The organism is Vibrio sp. Vb1554, from assembly GCF_033344235.1.
The window spans coordinates 238,560-258,846 of sequence record NZ_JAWPOJ010000003.1 but is presented as its reverse complement, the minus strand read 5'-3'; the positions used below and the strand labels follow the sequence as shown (position 1 = coordinate 258,846).

The following is a 20,287-nucleotide window of genomic DNA, read 5'->3' as shown; positions in this document are numbered from 1 at the left end:
ATGACATCATAACAAGCTAATTTAAAAGGCATTTATCCATTAAACATAAAAAAACACTATCCAAATAAGAAAACTGTGGTTAGATTAAAAATTAAAACTAAAAAGCGAAGGAGAGAGGCATGGAAATTATCGTACGTCCAACGACCGTCGAAGACGCAGCGGCACTCGTAGAAATCTATTCACAACCAAAAGCACAACGTGAAACCCTGCAACTCCCAAAGCCTTCGCTCGCGATGTGGGTGGAAAGATTGTCAAACATACCTGATGGTGTTTATAGCTATGTCGCTGAAATTGATGGTAAAGTCGTCGGAAATATTGGCTTTCACCACTCTCTACGTCCAAGAACGATGCACACGGCATCGTTTGGCATCGGAGTACATGATAGTTTCCATGGACTCGGTATTGGTAGCAAATTGATAGAAACAGTCACTGAACTAGCAGATAACTGGTTAAATGTGAGAAGAATTCAGATAGAGGTCAATGCCGATAACGACGCCGCCATTGGGCTTTATAAAAAGCATGGATTTCAAATTGAAGGTGAGGCGATTGACGGTTCCTTCCGTGATGGTGAATTCATCAATACCTATTACATGGCGCGCATCAGACCAGGCCAAAGATAAAACAAAGCCTCCTACTAATTGGAGGCTTTTCTTTTTAAACTTCGACTCACTTTCGTAAGTAAGCCAACGCTCTGCGAGTCAATGCTTCTGTGTAGGGATTGATCTTCCAGTGGTCGGAACTCCAACCTTTCACAAAGCGCTGAAAGTCTGCCCAAGCCACAGCAAACAAAGGACGCCATTCACGCTCGACTTCATTAGGGTCAAGATTCGGTTGATAGCCCATTAGCGCGTGTTGCAACTGAGCAAAATACGTATCCAAAACCCAAACTTCCATCTCTGCACAACGTTCTGGCTTAACGGCACTACTCATAAACAGTGCCACATCTTTCATGGCACACCCACATCCAACGTATTGAAAGTCAACCGCAGCAACGTTTGATTCTTCTTCATCAAAACAGAAGTTCGCCAATTTGGCATCACCGTGTACTAGTGTTTTAAACTTAGCTTGCGAAAGCGTTTGATCAATCAATTGAGCCGCATTTTGTAGCTCAGTGTCTTGCAATGCTTCAAGCTCGTCGGGTCTGGTTGCTAAGTGCCAGTATGTACCGATATGCCACAACTTATCAGAACGAACATCGATGTATCGCGCATGAAAGTTCGCCAACCAAGTGAGGCAGGCTTGTAGATGCTTTAGCTGTGCATCTGTGATGACTTTTGGAAAGCCCACCTCGGCGAGATCTTCCATCACAATGAGCCATTCATTCTCCGATTGGAACGTTTTTAGACCTTGCGGTACTCGGCAGCGAGTATCCACCCCTCCGGAAAAATACTCATACCAATTCACTTCCACCTGATAAGAGTGCAACTTTCTTTGATGAGAACGGTCCGTATTCCAGCCTCTAGGATGCTCTGAAGGCTTAGGGAGTTTTACATGCTTAATGATCACCGAACGAGTAGAATAAGTAACTCGGACTAACTCCCCATAGCCTCCCCATAGCGATTGTATGACTTCTACAGAGCGGTAATTACCGAGATTGAGTTCCTGGCCAATATTTTGGTAGCATTGGTGGTTGTTACTCATCATGCGATCAGATGTGACCACGTTTGGTTCTTCTCCATATAGTGAATAACATATGGGCAAACTGGTTTGATTTGATAACCGAGTGACTCAATTTCTGGCAACACCGCTTCCATCATCACTTTTCCGTACCCCTTACCTCGCAGTGCTTCAGGAACAACCGTTGATGTAATGTGCATGACATTACCCTTAAGCTGATAAATCACCTTGGCTTTATAACCCTGCTCTAAATCAACCCAGAATGTACTATTCGTGGTCTCATGAGTTACTTTATGCATATCTTGCTCTCTAATTTTTGTTACAGATTGATTGAATCAAACTATATCACTGAATAAAATCGATACCATGCGAGAGTGCTGCTTCGCCTCACGCGATTACGTTCTTACATCAGGTACGACAATTATAATGAGAAATATGAGCCCAATTGCCAGAGACGGCAAGCTACCTCTGCAAAGCAAGAAGGCACCAGAACGTCAGGCAAGTACATTAAATAGCACCGATGCAATGGCAATGGTCGAACATGGCAGTGAAGTGAGCTTAAACGTCACCACCCCCGTTGGTACAAAGTTTATTACAACCAGCACATTTGTTGGCTGTCACTCAAATAATACTGCATTGATAGAGGTTCCGAACATCTCCGATGAAGACTTGAAGTTCTATTTTCAAGAAGGCTTTTGGATCAATGTAAAAGCCTACTCTCATCGAGGTGAAGGGGCCGTTATCCCATTTCGGGCCCAATTACAGCATCGACTAGGCGATCCGTACCCAATTTTGGTGCTAGACCTACCCAACACTATGCAGGTCTTTCAGCTTCGCAAAGAAGTGCGTTACGAAGTAAATTTGAGAGCGCGTGTTTGTTTAGAAGCCTATCGAACTGAATGCGAAATAAGAGATTTATCTCGTAGTGGCTGTCGTTTTGTAACATCACCAATGAGCCGACCACTTCAGGTTGGTGACCACGTTTCATTGGATCTAACGATGCCCGGAGAAAGTCGTATGCTAGCGCCGTTGCGAGGTCGTATTTGTAATTTACAAAAATCAACGCATTATGCTCGCTACGGAATGGAGTTTGATGAGGTTGGTAAAAACAACGCTAAAAACCTCCTCAGTCACCTCAAATTTGATGGGACTAAGCTCACACTAAAAAGATAGATTTGATAACCCCTATCGCTTATCAAGAAGCTTTGAAGTGCTAGAAAACAAGAAACCCCTTACTTTTCAGTAAGGGGTTTTTATTTACTAAGAATAAGGCAGTATCTTAGATAAGAGTCATGACTTAGAAGTCGTAACGTAGACCTAGCGCTAGCTCATCTTTTTCAGCCGCGCCTTCGTTATCCATTAGATCGAAGTTGTATGATGCGTAGCCACGGAAGTTAGGCTTGAAGTAGTAAGTTACATCAACAGCTAGGTTTTCTACAGTATCTGCGTCTTCTAGTTCACCTTTGTTGAACGTAGAAGTGAATACAGTTTGACCCATAGTGTAAGCAGCGGCTAGTTCGTAGCCTTTGTAATCAAAAGTCTTACCTGCAACATCCATATCCGCGCCAGTGTAGTTACCAGCGAAGTAGAAGTCACCTACAGAGTATGCAGCTACCAGCATGAACTCATCGCTGTCGTTTTGATCTGCGTAACCAGCACCTAGTTCAAAACCAGTGTTAGCAAACGCGTAAACACCAGATAGAGAGAAGCCATCTTCCTCGTTGTCTGTAAAACCTTGTGCATCTGTTGTGCGATCAGCAAAACGGTAGCTAGCGCGTACAGCTAGTTGCTCGAATTGGCCTTTGTAAGACAGCATGTTATCTGTACGGTCAGAAACAGGCAGTTTAAGTGCTGCTGTGTTACCGTGGTAAGCCATAATGTCAGTAAAGTCAGTAAGAACCACTAGTGCGCCGTCGTTTTTACCGTAAGTTACTTCACCGTATTTGCCACCCAGACCCGCATAAGCGTAACGAGTTTCAAGACTATCTGTCTCACCAACTTTGTTACCTTTAGAATCAAATACATCATAAGTTTTAGTTACAAACTCACCTTCCCAAAAACCAACGCCGTATAGGTTTTCATTGATTTCCTGTTTGCCTAGGAAGTTAAGACGGATGCGAGTACGGTCTTCTGCCTTACCATCCATCATAGAAAGACGCGCTTCAGCGCGACCGCCCATCTCAAGAGAAGTGCCATCTTGGTTGTATAGTTCTGAAGCGACAACTTGAGATCCTGATGCCATTAGCGCCACTGCTACAGCTAAAGTTTTTAATTTCATTGTTATTTTCCATATCATTGTTTTATATGTGTTTTCTCACCAGAAAAACAGGACTTTTCTGTACCAACGAGAAAACTGGCGGCATAGTAGCAGCTGTTATTTTTCACGCAACGTGTTGAATAAACAGCGCTTATAGAAGAAAACACCACTTAAAATGACGATATGAATACCTCTCAACCATCAAGTTATCGGTTGAGTTAAAAAAAATGTTCGCGTCAAAAAAAAATTGACGAAAAAAATGTAAAAACAATATCACAAAACGTGACATTGCCCGCAAAAAAATCTTGTTAACTAACTGTTTTAGATAGACTTATTGATAATAAATCCGATTATTACAAACAAAAAAATCCCTGAGCATTCACTCAGGGATTTAGAGATTTGATAAGTAGATGATGAATTAAAGCTTAAAGAAACTTAATTGCTCTTTCTGCTTCTCTGCAAGTAATGAAAGCTCAGTACTCGCACTTGCACTCTGGCTGATGCCCGCTACGTTTTGGTTTACAAGCTCCGACATGTTAACCACGTTGCGATTGATATCTTGAGTAACTTGAGACTGCTCTTCGGCTGCGGTTGCTACTTGCGTGTTTGAATCGTTGATGTTGGCGACCGACTCGGTAATTCCAACCAACGCCTCATTCGCTTGTTGCGTCAGCTCGTTGTTGCGGCTAAGCATATCAAGGCTGACTTGCATACTGTCATTCGCAAGCCCAGACTGCGCTTGAAGCTCTTCAATGATCGTTTGGATCTCTTGTGTCGAGTCTTGAGTACGCGCTGCTAGCATGCGTACTTCATCAGCTACTACCGCAAAACCACGACCAGATTCACCAGCTCGCGCCGCTTCAATCGCAGCATTCAATGCTAGCAAGTTGGTCTGCTCAGATACGCCGCGAATCACTTCAATAACATCGTTGATCTGTACAGATTGCTCTTTTAGACGCAAAACAACTTGCGCTGCATCGTTCAATGCTTGAGACATTTGCGCACTTGCTTCCGCACTTTCTTGGAAGATAGCCAAACCTGATTGAGCAAGTCCATCAGCTTCACGCGCGGTTGCGTCAGCAGAGGTCGCGTTATCACTCACATTATTCGCAGTGCTTGCAAGCTCGTTAACCGCAGATGCAACTTGCTCGATCTCCGCTAACTCTTGTTGAGCGTTCGCTTCCGCTTGCGTCATTACCGCAGCTAATTCGGTCGATGCAGATGCAACTTCCTCACTAATACGGGTTAACTGGTCCACAGTGTTGTATAACTGCTCTGCGGTTTGGTTTACATCTTTGCTCAGCTTAGAGATCTCATTGTCCCCATCGACATCTGCACGTACTGATAGATTACCCATTGCTAACTGACGCATCACTTCTTGCAGCTTTTGGATTGGTGTAACAATCATGCCAGATAGGAACCAAGCGCCTATCAATGAGAAAGCAAATACCGCTAAAACCGTCAACATAGCGTTATTTTGCACACGTTCATTTTGCTGATGACTTCTGATAGTAGATTGTTCAGCTTGCTCGTTTACATGCTTTGATAGTGTGTTAATTTGTTGGACCATTTCTCGGCCAACATTGCGATACTCTTTGACAAATGCACGGTACTCGCTATCCGATTTCAAACCTTGATCGTATTGGTTGAAGAAAGCAACTGAGCGCTCTGAATATCGCACATAGGATTCAATTGCTTGGCGAACTTTAACGGCATCGTCACGGAATAGGTTTCGGGCTTCAATTGCGCTTAAATCGGCATCAACTTGCTTTAAGCCTTCTTTCAATTCGGTTAGAAAATTCTCACGACGAGAAGCATCGTAAATAGCGTAAACCGCGCTTATGCGCAGAGGGTAAATTTGGTCGTCAATACTCGCCAATGTGTCTTTGTGAAAAACCAAAGATTCTTGGTTGGAAGCAATAACATCTTGCTCTGCTTGAAGATTGTTTTTAGTAATCCAAAGAGCAATAAACAAAACAATCGCGGTAAATAATACCGGAACCAAAATTTGCGTTCGTACTGACAAATTTTTCAGTGATAACTGCATGACAGGGCCTCAGTTGTATGCGTGATGTCTATATCCAAACAAACTCGAGCAGTGCCTATAACAACGTTACTTTTCGGCAGTTTGAATATCTATGCTTCCTTGCGACGGGATAAATCCCAGACGAATAAACAAGTGGCGAATATTAGAGGTCGATCACACTTTTGTCTAGTACAAAAACTCTCCATTTTCAATCTGTTATTGACAATATCCCGACAGTGGCGTCGGGATATTGTCGTTATGATAAATTATGATCACTTATGATGAGATACATTCACATTTAGGACGGTTTCAGCCTATTTTCTCAACGAATTGAGCTTAGCTTGAGCAAGGCCAAAAATGGTATCGATTGGATAAGAGCCTTCATCGGTTGGCTCACCAGCAACTTTCCCCGTAAACAATTCGATAGCTTCAGTAACATGGTCAATCGCCCAAATATTAAACTCGCCTTTTTCGACTGCTTTCACGATGTCGGAACGAAGCATTAGATTGTGAACATTAGAGCGCGGAATAATGACCCCCTGCCCGTCATGACGACCTTTAATTACACACACATCATAAAAGCCCTCGATCTTTTCGTTTACGCCACCAATAGGCTGAGCTTGACCAAATTGATTCATCGATCCTGTTATCGCAATGTCTTGTCGGTTTGGTTGCTTTGAAAAAGCAGACACAACCGCACATAACTCAGCCATGCTGGCACTATCACCATCAACACCACCATAAGATTGCTCAAAGGTAATGGTTGTCGTTAATGGCACTCGTGCCGTTTTACCAAATACGGAAGATAAGTAGGCAGACAAAATCATTACGCCCTTAGAGTGAATACTGCCACCCAAATCCACGCTGCGCTCGATATCGATAACCTCCCCATCACCGTAACACGTCGTCGCTGTGATGCGATTCGGTGCACCAAACATGTAGTCACTAGTGCTCAATACCGAAAGTGCGTTCACTTGGCCTACGGCTTCTCCTTCGGTGCGAATCAGCGTTGTGCCGTTAATAAAGGTTTCCATTACGTTATCGCGTAATCGGCTTACTCGCATTTCTTGGTTATTGAGCGCCTCTTCAACATGCCCAATACGGATCATGTTGGAGTTGGCTTGACGAGCCACGTAGTTCGACTCTCGAAGCAAGTTGGCGATATTAGCCGAATGTAGAGATAGCTTGGATTGGTCGCCAGACAAACGTGAGCTGTATTCGATGATTCGAGCAATGGCTTTGCGATCGCAATGCAGCATATTGTTGTCATGCACCACGCTAGAGATAAAGCGCGCGTAATGCAGCTCAGACTCCGGCGTACGTTTCATTTCGTCTTCGAAATCTGCCGTCACACGGAACAACTCGCTGAACTCTGGATCGTAATGTTGGAGTAATTGGTAAGTTCGGTAATCACCAAACAAGATGATTTTGATATCAAGCGGAATCGGTTCAGGATCGAGTGATACCGCCCCCGTCAATGTGACTTCTTTTTCTAGAGACGTAAAACTCAATTGACGAGCACGCAATGCGCGCTTCAAACCATCCCAAACGTAAGGCTGTTCAAGTACTTTCTGAGCATCCATTAATAGAACGCCGCCATTCGCCTTATGCAAGCTCCCTGCGCGAATCAGCGAGAAGTCGGTAAACACCGTTCCCTTGAAAGTGGCAGTCTCAATCGACCCGAAGAGTGAATGATAGTTGGGATTTTCTTCAACAACGATAGGAAAGTCGCTGCTTTTACGGCTTACCAAGACGTTCACTTTATAACGACGTGGCAATTTTTTATCCAAGGATGCCGTCGCAATTTCGCCTTGCTCGCCACTTTGGTCAAGGAAGATATCTGCGTTTTCAACAATATCTTTTTGCAGCTCAGTTAAGTAGGTTTTGATTTCGGAATATTGCGCGTAATCCACTTTGAGTTTTTTGATGAAGTGAGTAATCACATCAAGCGTCACTTCATCATTGAGCTTTTTGATTTTATCGCTGTATGTCTCTTCCCACTCCGTAAGCTCACGAACCATCGAGCGCAATCGCACTTCGAGTTCATCAATAGCATCGCTGAATTGCTCTTGTTCTTTTTTGCTTAGTACATCAAAAGACTCTTCCGTATGAAGCTCATCACCGTTCATGGCGACAAACTGATAATCCCCCTGCGTAGTCAGTGTTAGGCTGATGCCCTTTTCTTTTGCCTCTCGACTAATACGATCCAGCTCGTTTTGTTGCTTAGCTGCCAATTGATTTTTTAATCGCTCAGCGCGGCTAAAGTACATTTCATTGTCGAATGCTAGGGGTAAAGCATTTAATAATTTGCCCATTAAAGCTTCAATATCAACACGTAGCTTATTTCCGATACCACAAGGCAGCTTTAATACCTTTGGTGTACGGGTATCCTCAAAGTTCGCAACGTAACACCAATCAAACAGGGCTGCTGCATCGTGTTGGTGACGATTCAGATAGCGCAAGATCATGGTGCGTTTACCTAGCCCATTCTGACCAATGGCGTAGATGTTATACCCTTTCTCTTTGATGGACATCGCAAACTCGACCGCTTTTTGCGCGCGCTCTTGGCCCACGATTTCATCAATTGGAGGTAACTCCTTGGTCGACTTACATGGCATATTCTCTAGATCTGCTACAGAATATAGCTGCTTAGCTTCCAATCTTAGTATTGCCATATCCACTTCCTTTTTTCTTATTTTCGTTATTTGAGTGTAGAGATTATTTGCTTAATTTTAAGTGATTTACCTTCCACCCTAGATTGATTGGACATTTTATGAACACATAAGTGATATTAACACGCACTTGCAATTGATAATCAATTTCATTTAATATCTAAACAAATCAAATGTTGTGGAGATGGATATGAATATTGAGCAATGCTGGATGCGCTACTTAAAAGCGGAGCAACTGATGGAACAAGGCCATTGGCCAGAAGCTCATCGTTTATATGACGACGTGCTCAACAATCTACCCAACCACATTCATTTAGCGCTAGAAAATGCACAAACTAAACCTTGCCAGTTTGCATGCCTCATTACGGGGCTTAGAGATGCCAGCGTGACGCAATCAGAGATTCTCAACAAACTCGGCTTACAACATGATGCGTTCTCAATACTCAATCAAACTTACGCGCTATTTCAATTTTTGCAGCTAGAGAGCCATGAACTGATTGAGCGCGTAGGTCACCTACTTGGTCAACAGAGCGAAGACTTATTAGCTCACATGGCGGCATTTTGCTCTGCCCAACGTAATGCTCAATGGATGATAGAACTCGAGCACGTAACGCGGGCGCATGAGCAGTTCTTACATTTGCAAGCAATGAGTTCGGCAAAATCTTCGCCTTCTCACCTGTATAATTAATCTAAAGCTCAAGCATTGAGGCCAGCTAGATTTATGCTGTCCATTGCTTGAGTATCATTTGCTTTATCAACCACAAGGATCTGTGATGTCTTCTAAAACCATTCTTTCGGTGAGCAACCTATCAGTCAGCTTTACGACAAACGATGGGATCGTCGATGCAGTAAAGAATGTTAGCTTCGATTTAAAAGCAGGCGAGACGCTGTCCATCGTTGGCGAATCTGGCTCTGGCAAGTCAGTATCAACCAATGCACTGATGAAACTATTGCCAGACAACGCTATTTTGCATGAAAGCTCATCCATCATGTTTGAGGGTAGCTCCATCTTGGATAAAACAGAGCGTGAAATGCAAAGTATTCGCGGTGATCGCATTGGCATGATTTTTCAAGAGCCGATGACCTCACTAAACCCGTACATGCGGGTGGGTATCCAAGTCGCTGAGGCCATCATGTGTCACCGCCCGGTCGACAGACGAACAGCAAAAGCAAAGGTGTTAGAGCTGTTTGAATTGGTTCATATGCCAAACCCAGAAAAAGCGTACAACAAGTACCCACACGAATTTTCTGGTGGTCAATTGCAACGCATCATGATTGCGATGGCACTGATTAACGAGCCCGATATTTTGATCGCCGACGAACCTACAACAGCGTTGGATGTCACGGTTCAAGCAGAAGTGTTGCACCTGATTAAAGAAATTCAGACTCAGATGGGCATGGCAATCCTATTTATTACTCATGACTTAGGCGTCGTAAAACACTTTGCAGACCGTGTCATTGTGATGTGTAAAGGAGAAGTCGTCGAAGAAGGCGAAACGCAAACACTCTTCGAGGACCCAAAGCACGAATACACACGTATGCTAATCAACTCGATTCCTAAAGGCAGTAAGGAGCCTATTAGCGAAAGTGCTACACAGCTTTTAAAGGCCGACGATATACGAGTCAAATTCTTGGTAAAGTCGCATTTTATTGCGAGCAAGAATGAGTACTTCGAAGCGGTAAAAGGCATTTCTCTTGATCTTAAACAAGGAGAGACCCTCGGGATCGTTGGGGAGTCCGGTTCAGGTAAGTCTACACTCGGCCGAGCTTTGATAGGTCTACTGCCCTCAACTGGCAAAATAGAATATAAAGGCCAAGATATGGCCTTGCTGACAAACAAAGAACGTTTTGAGCTGAAAAAAGACGTTCAGATGGTATTCCAAGACCCTTATGGTTCGCTTTCTCCTCGTATGACTATCGGCGAGATCATCACAGAAGGATTAACTGTCCACCAACCAATGTTGAGTAAAAAAGAACGTATGCAGAAAGCGCGCGACGTGCTCCGTGAGGTCCGCTTAGATCCCGCGTCCATCAACCGTTATCCGCACGAGTTTTCAGGAGGCCAGCGTCAGCGTATTGCTATCGCGCGAGCACTGATCCTTGAACCTTCGTTTATTCTGCTTGATGAGCCAACCTCTGCATTAGACCGCTCGGTGCAACTGACAGTGATTGACCTTCTGAAAGATTTGCAGAAAAAACACAATATTGGCTACTTGTTTATTAGCCACGATCTATCAGTAGTTAAAGCACTCTCTGATCGTGTTCTAGTCATGCAAAAGGGCGAGGTCATGGAACAAGGTACGGCCGAAAAGATTTTCCAAAACCCTAAAAATGACTACACGAAAAAACTGATAGATGCCTCATTTGATCTTGAAAACAGTGAAAATCAGCACAATGCGGCTTAGGTTCATCACAGTTTCATATTCATAAACTAGGATTAAGAAAAGGTGATAAATTCATCTTGTCTTAAGAATGGCGTAGCTGCCTTTCGGTTTGGCCGCCGAGACTGGTTGGTTCAAGAGTCAGACTTAGTCAACCTGGCTCAAATACTGGCAAACAGTATGAATTGAGTTCCCCCAACCATGAAAAATGCCGCGACACTGTCGCGGCATTTTTTTATTCTCAGAAGCTTCGAACAACTAGGGCATTAAATCGACTCAATACCCATATTATGTAACGTAAATGCATACACGTCTGTGGTGAGGTCAATTTGCTTACTCAGCGGCATTCCTGCACCATGACCTGCATTGACATCAATGCGTATTAATACTGGATTAGCGCCTTGCTGTTTGTCTTGCAGCTCCGCAATAAATTTGTACGAATGTGCTGGCACAACTCGGTCGTCGTGATCAGCAGTTGTCACCAAGGTAGCAGGATATTGCACGCCTTCTTTTACATTGTGAACAGGAGAGTAACCAAGCAAGTATTGGAACATCGCTTCACTTTGCTCCGACGTGCCATAGTCATACTTCCAGCCTTCTCCAGAAGTAAACGTGTGATAACGCAGCATATCAAGCACGCCAACCGCAGGCAGCGCGACTTTGAATAGTTCAGGGCGTTGCGTCATACACGCTCCAACTAACAAACCACCATTAGAACCACCGCGAATCGCTAGGCGATCCGAGCTAGTGTAGTCGTTTTCAATCAGGTATTCCGCCGCCGCAATAAAGTCATCAAACACGTTTTGCTTTTGCTGCTGAGTGCCTGCGTTGTGCCAGGCTTTACCGTATTCACCGCCGCCTCGCATGTTGGCGACAGCGTATATACCACCCAACTCTAGCCAGTTGGCTACATTGCCAGAAAACATTGGAGTAAGGCTGATGTTAAAACCGCCGTAACCATACAACATGGTTGGTGCTCTACCATCAAGTGCAACGCCCTTCTTGTATGAAATGATCATCGGAACTTGCGTGCCGTCTTTTGAGGTGTAAAACACCTGTTTTGATTCATACTCATTACGATCGAACGGTGCCTTTGATTCCTGAAACAGTGTCGATCCACCAGATTCGACATCAAATGAGAAGATCGTCGGAGGCGTCACGTAGTTAGTGAATGTGTAATAAAGTGTGGTTTCTTCTTTTTTACCCGCCAGACCATAAGCCGTGCCTTCTCCCGGCAATTGTACATCTCGAATCCACTCACCTTGGTAGTTAAACTGCTGCACTTTAGAAAGCACATCTACCATATAAGTCGCAAACAGATAACCGCCACCTTTGCTGATTTCTAACGGCTGTTCTTGTTCAGCAATCACGTCAGCCCATTGTTCTGTCTGAGTGTTGTAGCTGACAACTTTGCCATTCGGCGCGTCTAGGTTGGTGTAAAGCAGCAAGGTTGCGTCTTGGCTATCAATTAAGTAGGTGTCGCCTTGCGTTGTATCGCGCAGCGTCACAATTGCTTGGGAGTCAGACTGTAAATCGATATAAAACAGACGATTACCCGATGTAGATTCTGCGCCAGAAATAATGAGGAAGCTATCATCTGTCGTCGTCGTACCAGACACATAACGATGAACTTGCGTATCCAACTCACCAAAAATCACTTCATCTTCAGATTGAGGGGTACCAAGTTCATGATAATAAAGCTTGTGATGCTCAGTTCGAGCAGACAACTCACTGCCTTGCGGCTTATCGTAGCTTGAGTAATAGAAGCCTTTGCTGCCCAGCCAAGAAATCGACGTAAACTTCGCATCAACAATCTCAGGCTCTAACTGTTCTTTGGTTTCCGTATCAATGACAAAGATCTTACGCCAATCACTGCCCCCTTCCGAGATGGAATACGCGACCAAACGGTAGTCTTTAGAGAAGCTGACTTCGCCAAGAGAGGTCGTGCCCTCTTCGGAGAAAGTATTTGGATCAAGGAAAACCTCGGCTTCTCCCTCGCCTTTACGTCGATACAATACGCTTTGGTTTTGCAAACCGTCGTTTTTGTAGAAGTAGGTGTAGTCACCACGTACAAATGGCTGGGAATATTTTTCGTAGTTTTGACTGTTCGCCACTAAGTCACGGATTTGTTGGCGGTACGGTATCTGACCAAGGAAATCGAAGGTGACCGAATTTTGACCCGAAGCCCATTGAGCGGTTTCTTCACTGCGATCATCTTCTAACCAGCGATAAGGGTCGGCAATGTCGTGACCAAAATAAGTGTCCACGACAGAATCTTTACGTGTTTTTGGGTAATGCATAACGTCCGTGTTACTCCGTTGTTTTTATTAAGTTGTTTATCTTCAATCGTTTTATTGCGGTGATTACCTTAGAGCACCCAATTTTGATTTCAACGACATTGTTTTAAATCTATGAAGAACCTAGAAATAATGAGATATCGTTAAGTATCGGTCACGAATGTGCTCAATAAGCAACTTCACTTTGTTCGGTGGTTGACGAGTAAACGGATACACCGCGTAGATACCCAACTTTTTACCTACTAATTCAGGAAAAATATCCACCAGTTGACCGTTACGAATATCGTGATACACCAAGCAGCGCGGGACGTAAGCAATACCATGGCCGCCCAGAGCGGCTTTACGTAATGCGGTCGCGTTATCAGTAGAAAAGCAGCCCGATACTTTGACGATGTAATTGCCATCTTCTCCTTTAAACTCCCAATCCGTTGCACCTGTGGTTTGGTAAGCGTATTGCAGACAATTGTGCGTGGTGAGATCAATCGGCTCGATCGGTTTCCCATTTTTCGCAATATAAGAAGGTGACGCGCATACCACCCATTGGGAATCGAGAATATGTCGTGCGATCAAACTAGAGTCGGCTAGGTAGCCAGTTCGAATGACTAAATCGTAACCATCAGCCACTAAATCGACAAAGCGATTATCCAATGACATATCCACGGTCAGACCCGGATGAAGGTTACAAAACTCGGCAACAGCATCAGCAAGTATCAAATCTCCAGAGATACACGGCACGGACATTTTTATATGACCGCTCACATTCTCTCCAAAGCCTGCAACAGCATCCATAGCCTCCTGAGTGGCCTGCTTCACATTTTTAGCACTGTGGAGTAACACCTTACCTGCCTCGGTCAAGGTTAATTTGCGCGTTGTTCGATATAATAGCTGAGCCCCTATTTCTTCCTCCAACCTCGCCATTCTTTTGCTAACTACCGAATTTGTAAGGTTATTTGCCTCTGCAACCTTACTAAAGCTGCCAAGTTCGATTACTTGAGAAAATAGGATTAAGTCGTCTGCTCTCATACCATTATGTCACTTTTGGAATTAATTATTTTCATTATTTCCCTATATCAACAAAAAATAAAGGAGTAAATTCACGCCAAATTAACAAAACCATTACAACAAAAAGTCACCTCTACAGCGGATTGACACCGTTCGAGAAGTCAGCGTACGAAGGATGTACAAATGAGTGAAACCCTACTTGCCCTAGTGGCATTTTCGCCAATTGTTGTTGCCGCCATCTTATTGGTTGGTCTCAACTGGCCTGCTAAAAAAGCCATGCCTGTTGCGTTCGGTCTAACCGTCGCTATCGCACTTATGTTTTGGGATATGTCAGCCAATCGCGTACTGGCTTCCGTATTCCAAGGACTGGGCATTACTGTCTCTGTTCTATGGATCGTGTTTGGTGCCATCTTCTTGCTCAACACTTTAAAACACACTGGAGCGATCACCACAATCCGTAATGGATTTACCGATATTTCGGCTGACCGCCGTGTACAAGCCATCATCATTGCTTGGTGCTTTGGCTCGTTCATTGAAGGCGCATCTGGGTTCGGTACCCCGGCAGCAATCGCTGCACCACTGCTGGTTGCAATCGGCTTCCCTGCGCTAGCCGCTGTCCTAATGGGCATGATGATTCAGTCTACGCCTGTTTCATTCGGCGCGGTAGGCACGCCTATCATCGTAGGTGTAAACAAAGGTTTAGACACGCATAACATCAGTGAGTCGTTGGCCGCACAAGGTGCAACGTGGGAAATGTACCTGCAAGATATCACAGCGCACGTTGCTGTCATTCACGCAGTCGTAGGTACGATGATCCCAGTATTAATGGCGATGATGTTAACACGTTTTTTCGGCAAGAACAGAAGCTGGAGTGAAGGCCTGGATATTCTACCATTTGCGCTATTCGCTGGTGTCTCTTTCACCGTTCCATACGCGTTAACCGGCGTATTCTTGGGCGCAGAGTTTCCTTCACTTATCGGTGGTTTGGTTGGTCTGTCTATCGTTGTTACCGCAGCGAAAAAAGGCTTTTTAGTACCAAAGACTAAGTGGGATTTCGAAAGCGAAGACAAATGGCCTGCAGAGTGGTTAGGTTCGCTAAAAGTCGATCTAAACGACAATCCGGGCAAGCCAATGAGCATCGTAAAAGCTTGGGTTCCATATGTAATGCTGGCAGTTATTCTCGTCGCAAGCCGCGTAAGCCCTGAGCTGAAAGGCTTTGTACAAAGCGTAAGTTTGTCGTTCAGCAACATTCTTGGTGAGACTGGCGTTAGCGCTGCGATTCAGCCGTTATACCTTCCTGGTGGCATTCTGGTGTTTGTCGCACTACTTGCTGCAATGTTACAAAGCGGTAGTGTAAAGCCATTGCGTGAAGCGTTTGGCGAGTCAAGCAAAACACTGATTGGGGCGGGTTTTGTCTTGGTGTTTACCATTCCGATGGTTCGTATCTTTATAAACTCAGGCATCAACGGTGCTGACCTAGCAAGTATGCCCGTCACAACCGCAAACTTCGCCTCTGACCTTGTTGGTTCTGCGTTCCCAGCGCTGAGTGCCACCGTTGGTGCACTGGGTGCGTTCATCGCTGGCTCAAACACGGTATCAAATATGATGTTCAGCCAGTTCCAATTCGAAGTGGCACAAACGTTGTCTATTTCGAGTGTGATTGTTGTATCACTCCAAGCCGTCGGTGCTGCCGCAGGTAACATGATTGCGATTCACAACGTTGTTGCCGCATCAGCCACGGTAGGTTTGCTTGGTCGAGAAGGCGCAACATTGCGTAAGACGATTATCCCTACGTTCTACTACATTGTAATGACAGGCATTATTGGATTGGTGCTGATTTATGGCTTCCAAATGACAGATGTCTTAATGAAGTAACGCGAAATGCAGGGTTTACAGCCCTGCCTAATTTGACACAGCTGTCTGCACTACTACCCCGACATGTTGATTTAGCTTGCTACATCAATTCCCCCGACAGCTGTGTCACCCTTTCCAGTTTGCATAACTGATTGAGTGATTTAATAAAATTTTTCAACCAATTATGTAAATGGGTTACCAACATCACCGATTCAAACGTAAGTGAACCATAGGTAACTATACTCATTTTGATGTCTTCACTGCTTTGCGATGAAGACTCAACGAAAGAGCAAATTGCTCCACAACTTTGCTTAGAATAACCGCTAGGACACCATTATGATTATCTCAGCTTCTACTGACTACCGCGCTGCCGCGAAAGCCAAGCTTCCCCCGTTTCTATTCCATTATATTGATGGCGGCTCTTACGACGAACGCACGCTGAAGCGTAATACTGACGATTTAGGTGATGTCGCTCTTCGCCAACGCGTCCTACGCGATATGACAGATTTGAGCCTCGAAACCGAGATCTTCGGTGAGAAACTGGCAATGCCAATCGCGCTAGCTCCTGTTGGTCTAACTGGTATGTACGCGCGCCGAGGCGAGGTGCAAGCAGCAAAAGCAGCCGAGAAAAAAGGCATCCCATTTACTATGTCGACTGTTTCGGTTTGTCCGATTGAAGAAGTCGCACCTGCAATTGAACGTCCAATGTGGTTCCAGCTTTACGTTCTTAAAGACCGTGGCTTTATGAAAAACGTACTTGAGCGTGCAAAAGCAGCAGGCGTAACAACGCTGGTGTTTACCGTTGATATGCCAGTTCCTGGCGCACGTTACCGTGACATGCACTCAGGTATGAGTGGCCCTAACGCGGCCATGCGTCGTGTATTCCAGGCGATGCGCCACCCAAGCTGGGCGCTGGATGTGGGTCTACTTGGTAAACCGCACGACTTAGGTAACATCTCAACTTATCGTGGCGAACCAACAAAGCTAGAAGATTACATCGGCTGGTTAGGCGCAAACTTCGACCCTTCTATCTCCTGGAAAGATCTTGAGTGGATTCGTGATTTTTGGGATGGCCCAATGGTTATCAAAGGCATTCTAGATGAAGAAGACGCGAAAGATGCGGTACGTTTCGGCGCAGATGGCATTGTGGTATCTAACCATGGTGGCCGTCAGTTAGATGGCGTACTTTCAAGTGCTAAAGCACTGCCAAGCATTGCGGATGCGGTAAAAGGTGATCTTAAGATCTTCGTAGACTCTGGTATTCGTACTGGTCTTGATGTCGTTCGTATGCTCGCACTTGGTGCAGACTGTACGCTTCTTGGCCGTTCATTTGTGTACGCATTGGCAGCACAAGGCGGAGCAGGCGTTGAAAATCTACTGGATCTGTACGATAAAGAAATGCGTGTAGCAATGACGCTGACTGGCGCTAAGTCTATCGCGGATCTTTCACGCGATTCGCTAGTGAAAATCCCATAATCTTTGCAATCGAGCAAAACAGAAACGAAAAAACGAGCCAACAGTGGCTCGTTTTTTATTGCTCTTCAACCCGATAATTTGACGAGCAAGCTAGCTAACTTGGTGAACGTACTCGATCACGACTTGGTTTCCGTCGATAAACACGTTACTGATATCGCCATCCACCGTCACACGATTTTGTAAATAAACGGTACCAGATGCAGATAGATCACGCTCCGTCAAAGACGGAATCACCTGACCAGGACGTACATGTAGCTGCTCGCATAGCTGTTTTACAAAACCTAGCGTCAGTGGAGAATTACCACGTAACAAGCCAGAAAACTCGTGTAGACTCAAACCAAGGCGCTTCGCCATTTCCATTTGAGTGATGTGCATTTTGGCTTTTTGTGACATCCAGATGTCGTAGAGCGCGTTTCGATCCAGCTCTGTAAATTCCATATCTGCCTCCGCTAATTCAAGAGCCAATACACTCTCACACTTACTTAAGATAAATGTTAGCGATAAGTCAGAGAAGTTATAATTGATCGTCCAAATATCAACCCTCAATCATTGGTAGCGTACCTCTGAACATGCATGAAGCGGTCGCTCAACAGAACATTGAGGTGACTCTCTTGTCATCGGAAGGAAAAGTCCATCTCGGACGGTTTAGACATAAGTAAATGATTTAAAGGAAATCACTGGGGTGAAGGAGTAATATCTGCTACCTTTCCTTCCATGGTTCACTAGAAATAAGTTACATATGCCACAGTGGTTTACCGAATTACAAAGCTACATTGAAACGTCTCATCAAAATTGGAGTGGGAGCGTCCTTTTCATTACGCTCGCTAGCTTTATAGCTTGGATAGCTTGGCGGCTGATCCGCTCTCGCCTCGCTGCGCTCGTAGAGAAAACGCCCTTCCACTGGGATGACATGTTGCTTGATGCGCTAAAAGCACCAGTCAGTACACTCATTTGGTGTTGGCCAGCAACCGTCTCTATCGGCATCATATTAGAGAGCGAGCTCAACGATAAAATAAACTGGTTGAGTACGCTGAAACTGATTTTAATCATCAGCATCTTCGTATGGACCGTTATGCGGCTCATTACCAATGTTGAAGAGCATGTTCTCGAACAAAAGAACCGAGATGAAACAACAGTACAAGCGATAGCTAAGGTCGCGCGCCTGTTCTTTATTACCGTCGGAATTCTAACCGTAATGCAGGCATTTGGTCTGTCACTATCGGGCCTACTTACCTTCGGTGGTGTTGGTGGTTTGATCGTCGGTTTAGCGGCGAAGGATTTGCTGTCTAACTTTTTTGGAGGTCTTATGATCTACTTCGATCGTCCATTTAAAGTTGGCGATTGGATCCGTTCTCCAGACCGACAAATAGAGGGGACAGTAGAACGCATTGGCTGGCGCATGACCATTATCCGAACTTTCGATAAGCGTCCACTGTATGTACCAAACTCAGTGTTTAGCAGCATTGTCGTAGAAAACCCATCTCGCATGCTGAACCGACGTATCTACGAAAAAATTGGACTTCGTTACGACGATGCTGAAAAAATGCCGCAAATTATCACCGCGGTAAAAGAAATGCTGAAAAATCACAAAGACATTGATGCACGCCAAACTCTTATCGTTAATTTCGATACATTCGGTCCATCATCATTGCACTTCTTTATCTATACCTTTACTAAAACCGTGAATTGGGTGAGATACCATGAGGTTAAGCAGGACATACTGCTTAAGGTAATCAACATCATTAAAGAGCACGATGCAGATATCGCGTTTCCTACTCAGACGCTTAAGCTCGACCCTATACAAATGGTAAAATCGGAAGAGCAAGAAGATCACGGCTTCTAGTTCTCACCAATACCCCAATAATCAAGCCCGCTGTGTTTAAGCGGGCTTTTTATTTTTCTTCGCATGAAGTGGTTATTGTTGCGTTAACACCATACGTGCATTCAGCGGTTGGATTGGGCGATTGTTTTTCCCCATTACTTCCGAAAAAGATTTTATCTGCTCAGGAGAAATAGTTTGTGCTTCTTTCATCACCAACCAACGCACACCTTCAGAGCATGGTGGTGTCGTTAGTGAGCCGTTAAAGCGGTAGTAGTCTTTATCACTTGGGATAAGGGCATCCGCATCAAATGGAACCTTGATGGTAACATCTTGATCTTTAGTTGGAATGTTAGCTAGCATCTTAGCTAGATCTGGGTTCGCGTCACCCAGTTTAAAGAACACCGCGACAACAGCTAGATGACCTACTTTGTCGGCATGCACAAAGTGTACTTCTAGTGGGTATTCTTTACCATCCACATGGTTTTCAGATGGCGTATGGAAGTGGAACTGTTTCAACATAAACTCTTTACCATCAATGGTGAGTGTGTTTTTACCTTCTAAACCAGTCTGTAAAGTGTGACCGTTGTTCAGCAGTGAAATTGCCTTACCTTCGTAGTCGAAATTCAATTTTTCTAGCTTCGCTTCGGTCGCCGATTCAATGTTGATTGGGCTCTGGTTTTGACCTTTCGCGCACTCAGATGCAAACTCACCCCAATGAGCTGGCCCATGGTTTCCCTCGTAGCCCCAGCTTGCTGCATAAGCTGTTCCTGTAAATACCAGTGCCAAACCTAATGTTGTTAGTGACTTCTTCATCATTTTCCTTATTTCTGAAAGTTAAATTCCGTAAGAATAAAGCCATACTAATCTCACAAAATTAAGCAGT

At 44.6% G+C, this 20,287-nt stretch carries 16 protein-coding genes; 7 read left to right on the top strand and 9 right to left on the bottom strand.

Annotated features, from left to right (window positions below):
• The first annotated feature begins 119 nt into the window (after positions 1-119).
• A complete protein-coding gene (locus tag R8N28_RS04710) occupies positions 120-620 on the top strand; it encodes a GNAT family N-acetyltransferase (RefSeq protein WP_017820512.1) in 501 nt (166 codons plus the stop codon).
• A 46-nt stretch (positions 621-666) separates the two neighbouring features.
• On the opposite strand, the gene R8N28_RS04705 is transcribed toward R8N28_RS04710, so the two are convergent.
• Positions 667-1,644 carry a phosphotransferase gene (locus R8N28_RS04705; protein ID WP_114139541.1) on the bottom strand — a complete coding sequence of 326 codons (978 nt, stop codon included), beginning with the start codon at positions 1,642-1,644 and terminating at the stop codon, positions 667-669.
• A complete protein-coding gene (locus tag R8N28_RS04700) occupies positions 1,641-1,916 on the bottom strand; it encodes a GNAT family N-acetyltransferase (RefSeq protein ID WP_017820514.1) in 276 nt (91 codons plus the stop codon). The genes R8N28_RS04705 and R8N28_RS04700 overlap by 4 nt, the downstream gene beginning before the upstream one ends.
• Positions 1,917-2,043: 127 nt before the next feature.
• On the opposite strand from R8N28_RS04700, the gene R8N28_RS04695 reads away from it, so the two are divergent.
• Positions 2,044-2,790, top strand: a complete 747-nt coding sequence (locus R8N28_RS04695; RefSeq protein ID WP_042521645.1) for a flagellar brake protein — start codon at positions 2,044-2,046, stop codon at positions 2,788-2,790.
• Positions 2,791-2,914: 124 nt separating this feature from the next.
• On the opposite strand, the gene R8N28_RS04690 is transcribed toward R8N28_RS04695, so the two are convergent.
• From R8N28_RS04690 to R8N28_RS04680, 3 genes are all read right to left on the bottom strand, one after another.
• Positions 2,915-3,895, bottom strand: a complete 981-nt coding sequence (locus R8N28_RS04690; protein WP_025768571.1) for a porin — start codon at positions 3,893-3,895, stop codon at positions 2,915-2,917.
• 397 nt (positions 3,896-4,292) lie between these two features.
• Entirely contained in the window at positions 4,293-5,921 is a 1,629-nt protein-coding gene (locus R8N28_RS04685; protein ID WP_005375120.1) for a methyl-accepting chemotaxis protein, read from the bottom strand.
• Positions 5,922-6,214: 293 nt separating this feature from the next.
• Positions 6,215-8,575, bottom strand: a complete 2,361-nt coding sequence (locus R8N28_RS04680) for a Lon protease family protein (protein WP_065275474.1) — start codon at positions 8,573-8,575, stop codon at positions 6,215-6,217.
• A gap of 187 nt (positions 8,576-8,762) precedes the next feature.
• Between R8N28_RS04680 and R8N28_RS04675 the strand changes: the two genes are divergently transcribed.
• Complete coding sequence (locus R8N28_RS04675; RefSeq protein ID WP_054574915.1) at positions 8,763-9,260, top strand: hypothetical protein; 498 nt, start codon at positions 8,763-8,765, stop codon at positions 9,258-9,260.
• Between the two features lie 85 nt (positions 9,261-9,345).
• Complete coding sequence (locus R8N28_RS04670; protein ID WP_065275475.1) at positions 9,346-10,977, top strand: ABC transporter ATP-binding protein; 1,632 nt, start codon at positions 9,346-9,348, stop codon at positions 10,975-10,977.
• Between the two features lie 242 nt (positions 10,978-11,219).
• On the opposite strand, the gene R8N28_RS04665 is transcribed toward R8N28_RS04670, so the two are convergent.
• Both R8N28_RS04665 and R8N28_RS04660 read right to left on the bottom strand, forming a co-directional pair.
• Positions 11,220-13,253, bottom strand: coding sequence for a prolyl oligopeptidase family serine peptidase (locus R8N28_RS04665; protein WP_065275476.1), 2,034 nt, complete (start codon positions 13,251-13,253; stop codon positions 11,220-11,222).
• 120 nt (positions 13,254-13,373) lie between these two features.
• The gene (locus R8N28_RS04660) at positions 13,374-14,273 is read right to left on the bottom strand and encodes a LysR family transcriptional regulator (protein WP_005375112.1); all 900 of its coding nucleotides are present in this window, start codon (positions 14,271-14,273) and stop codon (positions 13,374-13,376) included.
• A gap of 162 nt (positions 14,274-14,435) precedes the next feature.
• On the opposite strand from R8N28_RS04660, the gene R8N28_RS04655 reads away from it, so the two are divergent.
• Both R8N28_RS04655 and lldD read left to right on the top strand, forming a co-directional pair.
• Entirely contained in the window at positions 14,436-16,127 is a 1,692-nt protein-coding gene (locus R8N28_RS04655; RefSeq protein ID WP_005375111.1) for an L-lactate permease, read from the top strand.
• A 315-nt stretch (positions 16,128-16,442) separates the two neighbouring features.
• Positions 16,443-17,582, top strand: a complete 1,140-nt coding sequence (gene lldD / locus R8N28_RS04650; RefSeq protein WP_005383962.1) for an FMN-dependent L-lactate dehydrogenase LldD — start codon at positions 16,443-16,445, stop codon at positions 17,580-17,582.
• 90 nt (positions 17,583-17,672) lie between these two features.
• Here lldD and R8N28_RS04645 read toward each other — a convergent pair whose 3' ends face one another.
• On the bottom strand, positions 17,673-18,020 hold the full coding sequence (locus R8N28_RS04645; RefSeq protein WP_005375109.1) for a helix-turn-helix domain-containing protein: 348 nt from the start codon (positions 18,018-18,020) through the stop codon (positions 17,673-17,675).
• Positions 18,021-18,321: 301 nt separating this feature from the next.
• Between R8N28_RS04645 and R8N28_RS04640 the strand changes: the two genes are divergently transcribed.
• Positions 18,322-19,425: a mechanosensitive ion channel family protein gene (locus R8N28_RS04640; RefSeq protein ID WP_065275477.1), complete on the top strand. Its 1,104-nt coding sequence runs from the start codon at positions 18,322-18,324 to the stop codon at positions 19,423-19,425.
• Between the two features lie 72 nt (positions 19,426-19,497).
• Here the strand turns inward: R8N28_RS04640 and R8N28_RS04635 are convergent, their stop codons facing one another.
• Positions 19,498-20,217, bottom strand: coding sequence for a carbonic anhydrase (locus R8N28_RS04635; RefSeq protein ID WP_065275478.1), 720 nt, complete (start codon positions 20,215-20,217; stop codon positions 19,498-19,500).
• Positions 20,218-20,287: the final 70 nt, after the last annotated feature.

Coding starts and splice junctions, on each gene's coding strand:
- R8N28_RS04645 (WP_005375109.1), bottom strand. CDS start 18,020: ATGGAATTTACAGAGCTGGATCGAAACGCGCTCTACGACATCTGGATG.
- R8N28_RS04675 (WP_054574915.1), top strand. CDS start 8,763: ATGAATATTGAGCAATGCTGGATGCGCTACTTAAAAGCGGAGCAACTG.
- R8N28_RS04665 (WP_065275476.1), bottom strand. CDS start 13,253: ATGCATTACCCAAAAACACGTAAAGATTCTGTCGTGGACACTTATTTT.
- R8N28_RS04710 (WP_017820512.1), top strand. CDS start 120: ATGGAAATTATCGTACGTCCAACGACCGTCGAAGACGCAGCGGCACTC.
- R8N28_RS04705 (WP_114139541.1), bottom strand. CDS start 1,644: ATGATGAGTAACAACCACCAATGCTACCAAAATATTGGCCAGGAACTC.
- R8N28_RS04655 (WP_005375111.1), top strand. CDS start 14,436: ATGAGTGAAACCCTACTTGCCCTAGTGGCATTTTCGCCAATTGTTGTT.
- R8N28_RS04680 (WP_065275474.1), bottom strand. CDS start 8,575: ATGGCAATACTAAGATTGGAAGCTAAGCAGCTATATTCTGTAGCAGAT.
- R8N28_RS04660 (WP_005375112.1), bottom strand. CDS start 14,273: ATGAGAGCAGACGACTTAATCCTATTTTCTCAAGTAATCGAACTTGGC.
- R8N28_RS04700 (WP_017820514.1), bottom strand. CDS start 1,916: ATGCATAAAGTAACTCATGAGACCACGAATAGTACATTCTGGGTTGAT.
- R8N28_RS04695 (WP_042521645.1), top strand. CDS start 2,044: ATGAGAAATATGAGCCCAATTGCCAGAGACGGCAAGCTACCTCTGCAA.
- R8N28_RS04685 (WP_005375120.1), bottom strand. CDS start 5,921: ATGCAGTTATCACTGAAAAATTTGTCAGTACGAACGCAAATTTTGGTT.
- lldD (WP_005383962.1), top strand. CDS start 16,443: ATGATTATCTCAGCTTCTACTGACTACCGCGCTGCCGCGAAAGCCAAG.
- R8N28_RS04670 (WP_065275475.1), top strand. CDS start 9,346: ATGTCTTCTAAAACCATTCTTTCGGTGAGCAACCTATCAGTCAGCTTT.
- R8N28_RS04635 (WP_065275478.1), bottom strand. CDS start 20,217: ATGAAGAAGTCACTAACAACATTAGGTTTGGCACTGGTATTTACAGGA.
- R8N28_RS04640 (WP_065275477.1), top strand. CDS start 18,322: ATGCCACAGTGGTTTACCGAATTACAAAGCTACATTGAAACGTCTCAT.
- R8N28_RS04690 (WP_025768571.1), bottom strand. CDS start 3,895: ATGAAATTAAAAACTTTAGCTGTAGCAGTGGCGCTAATGGCATCAGGA.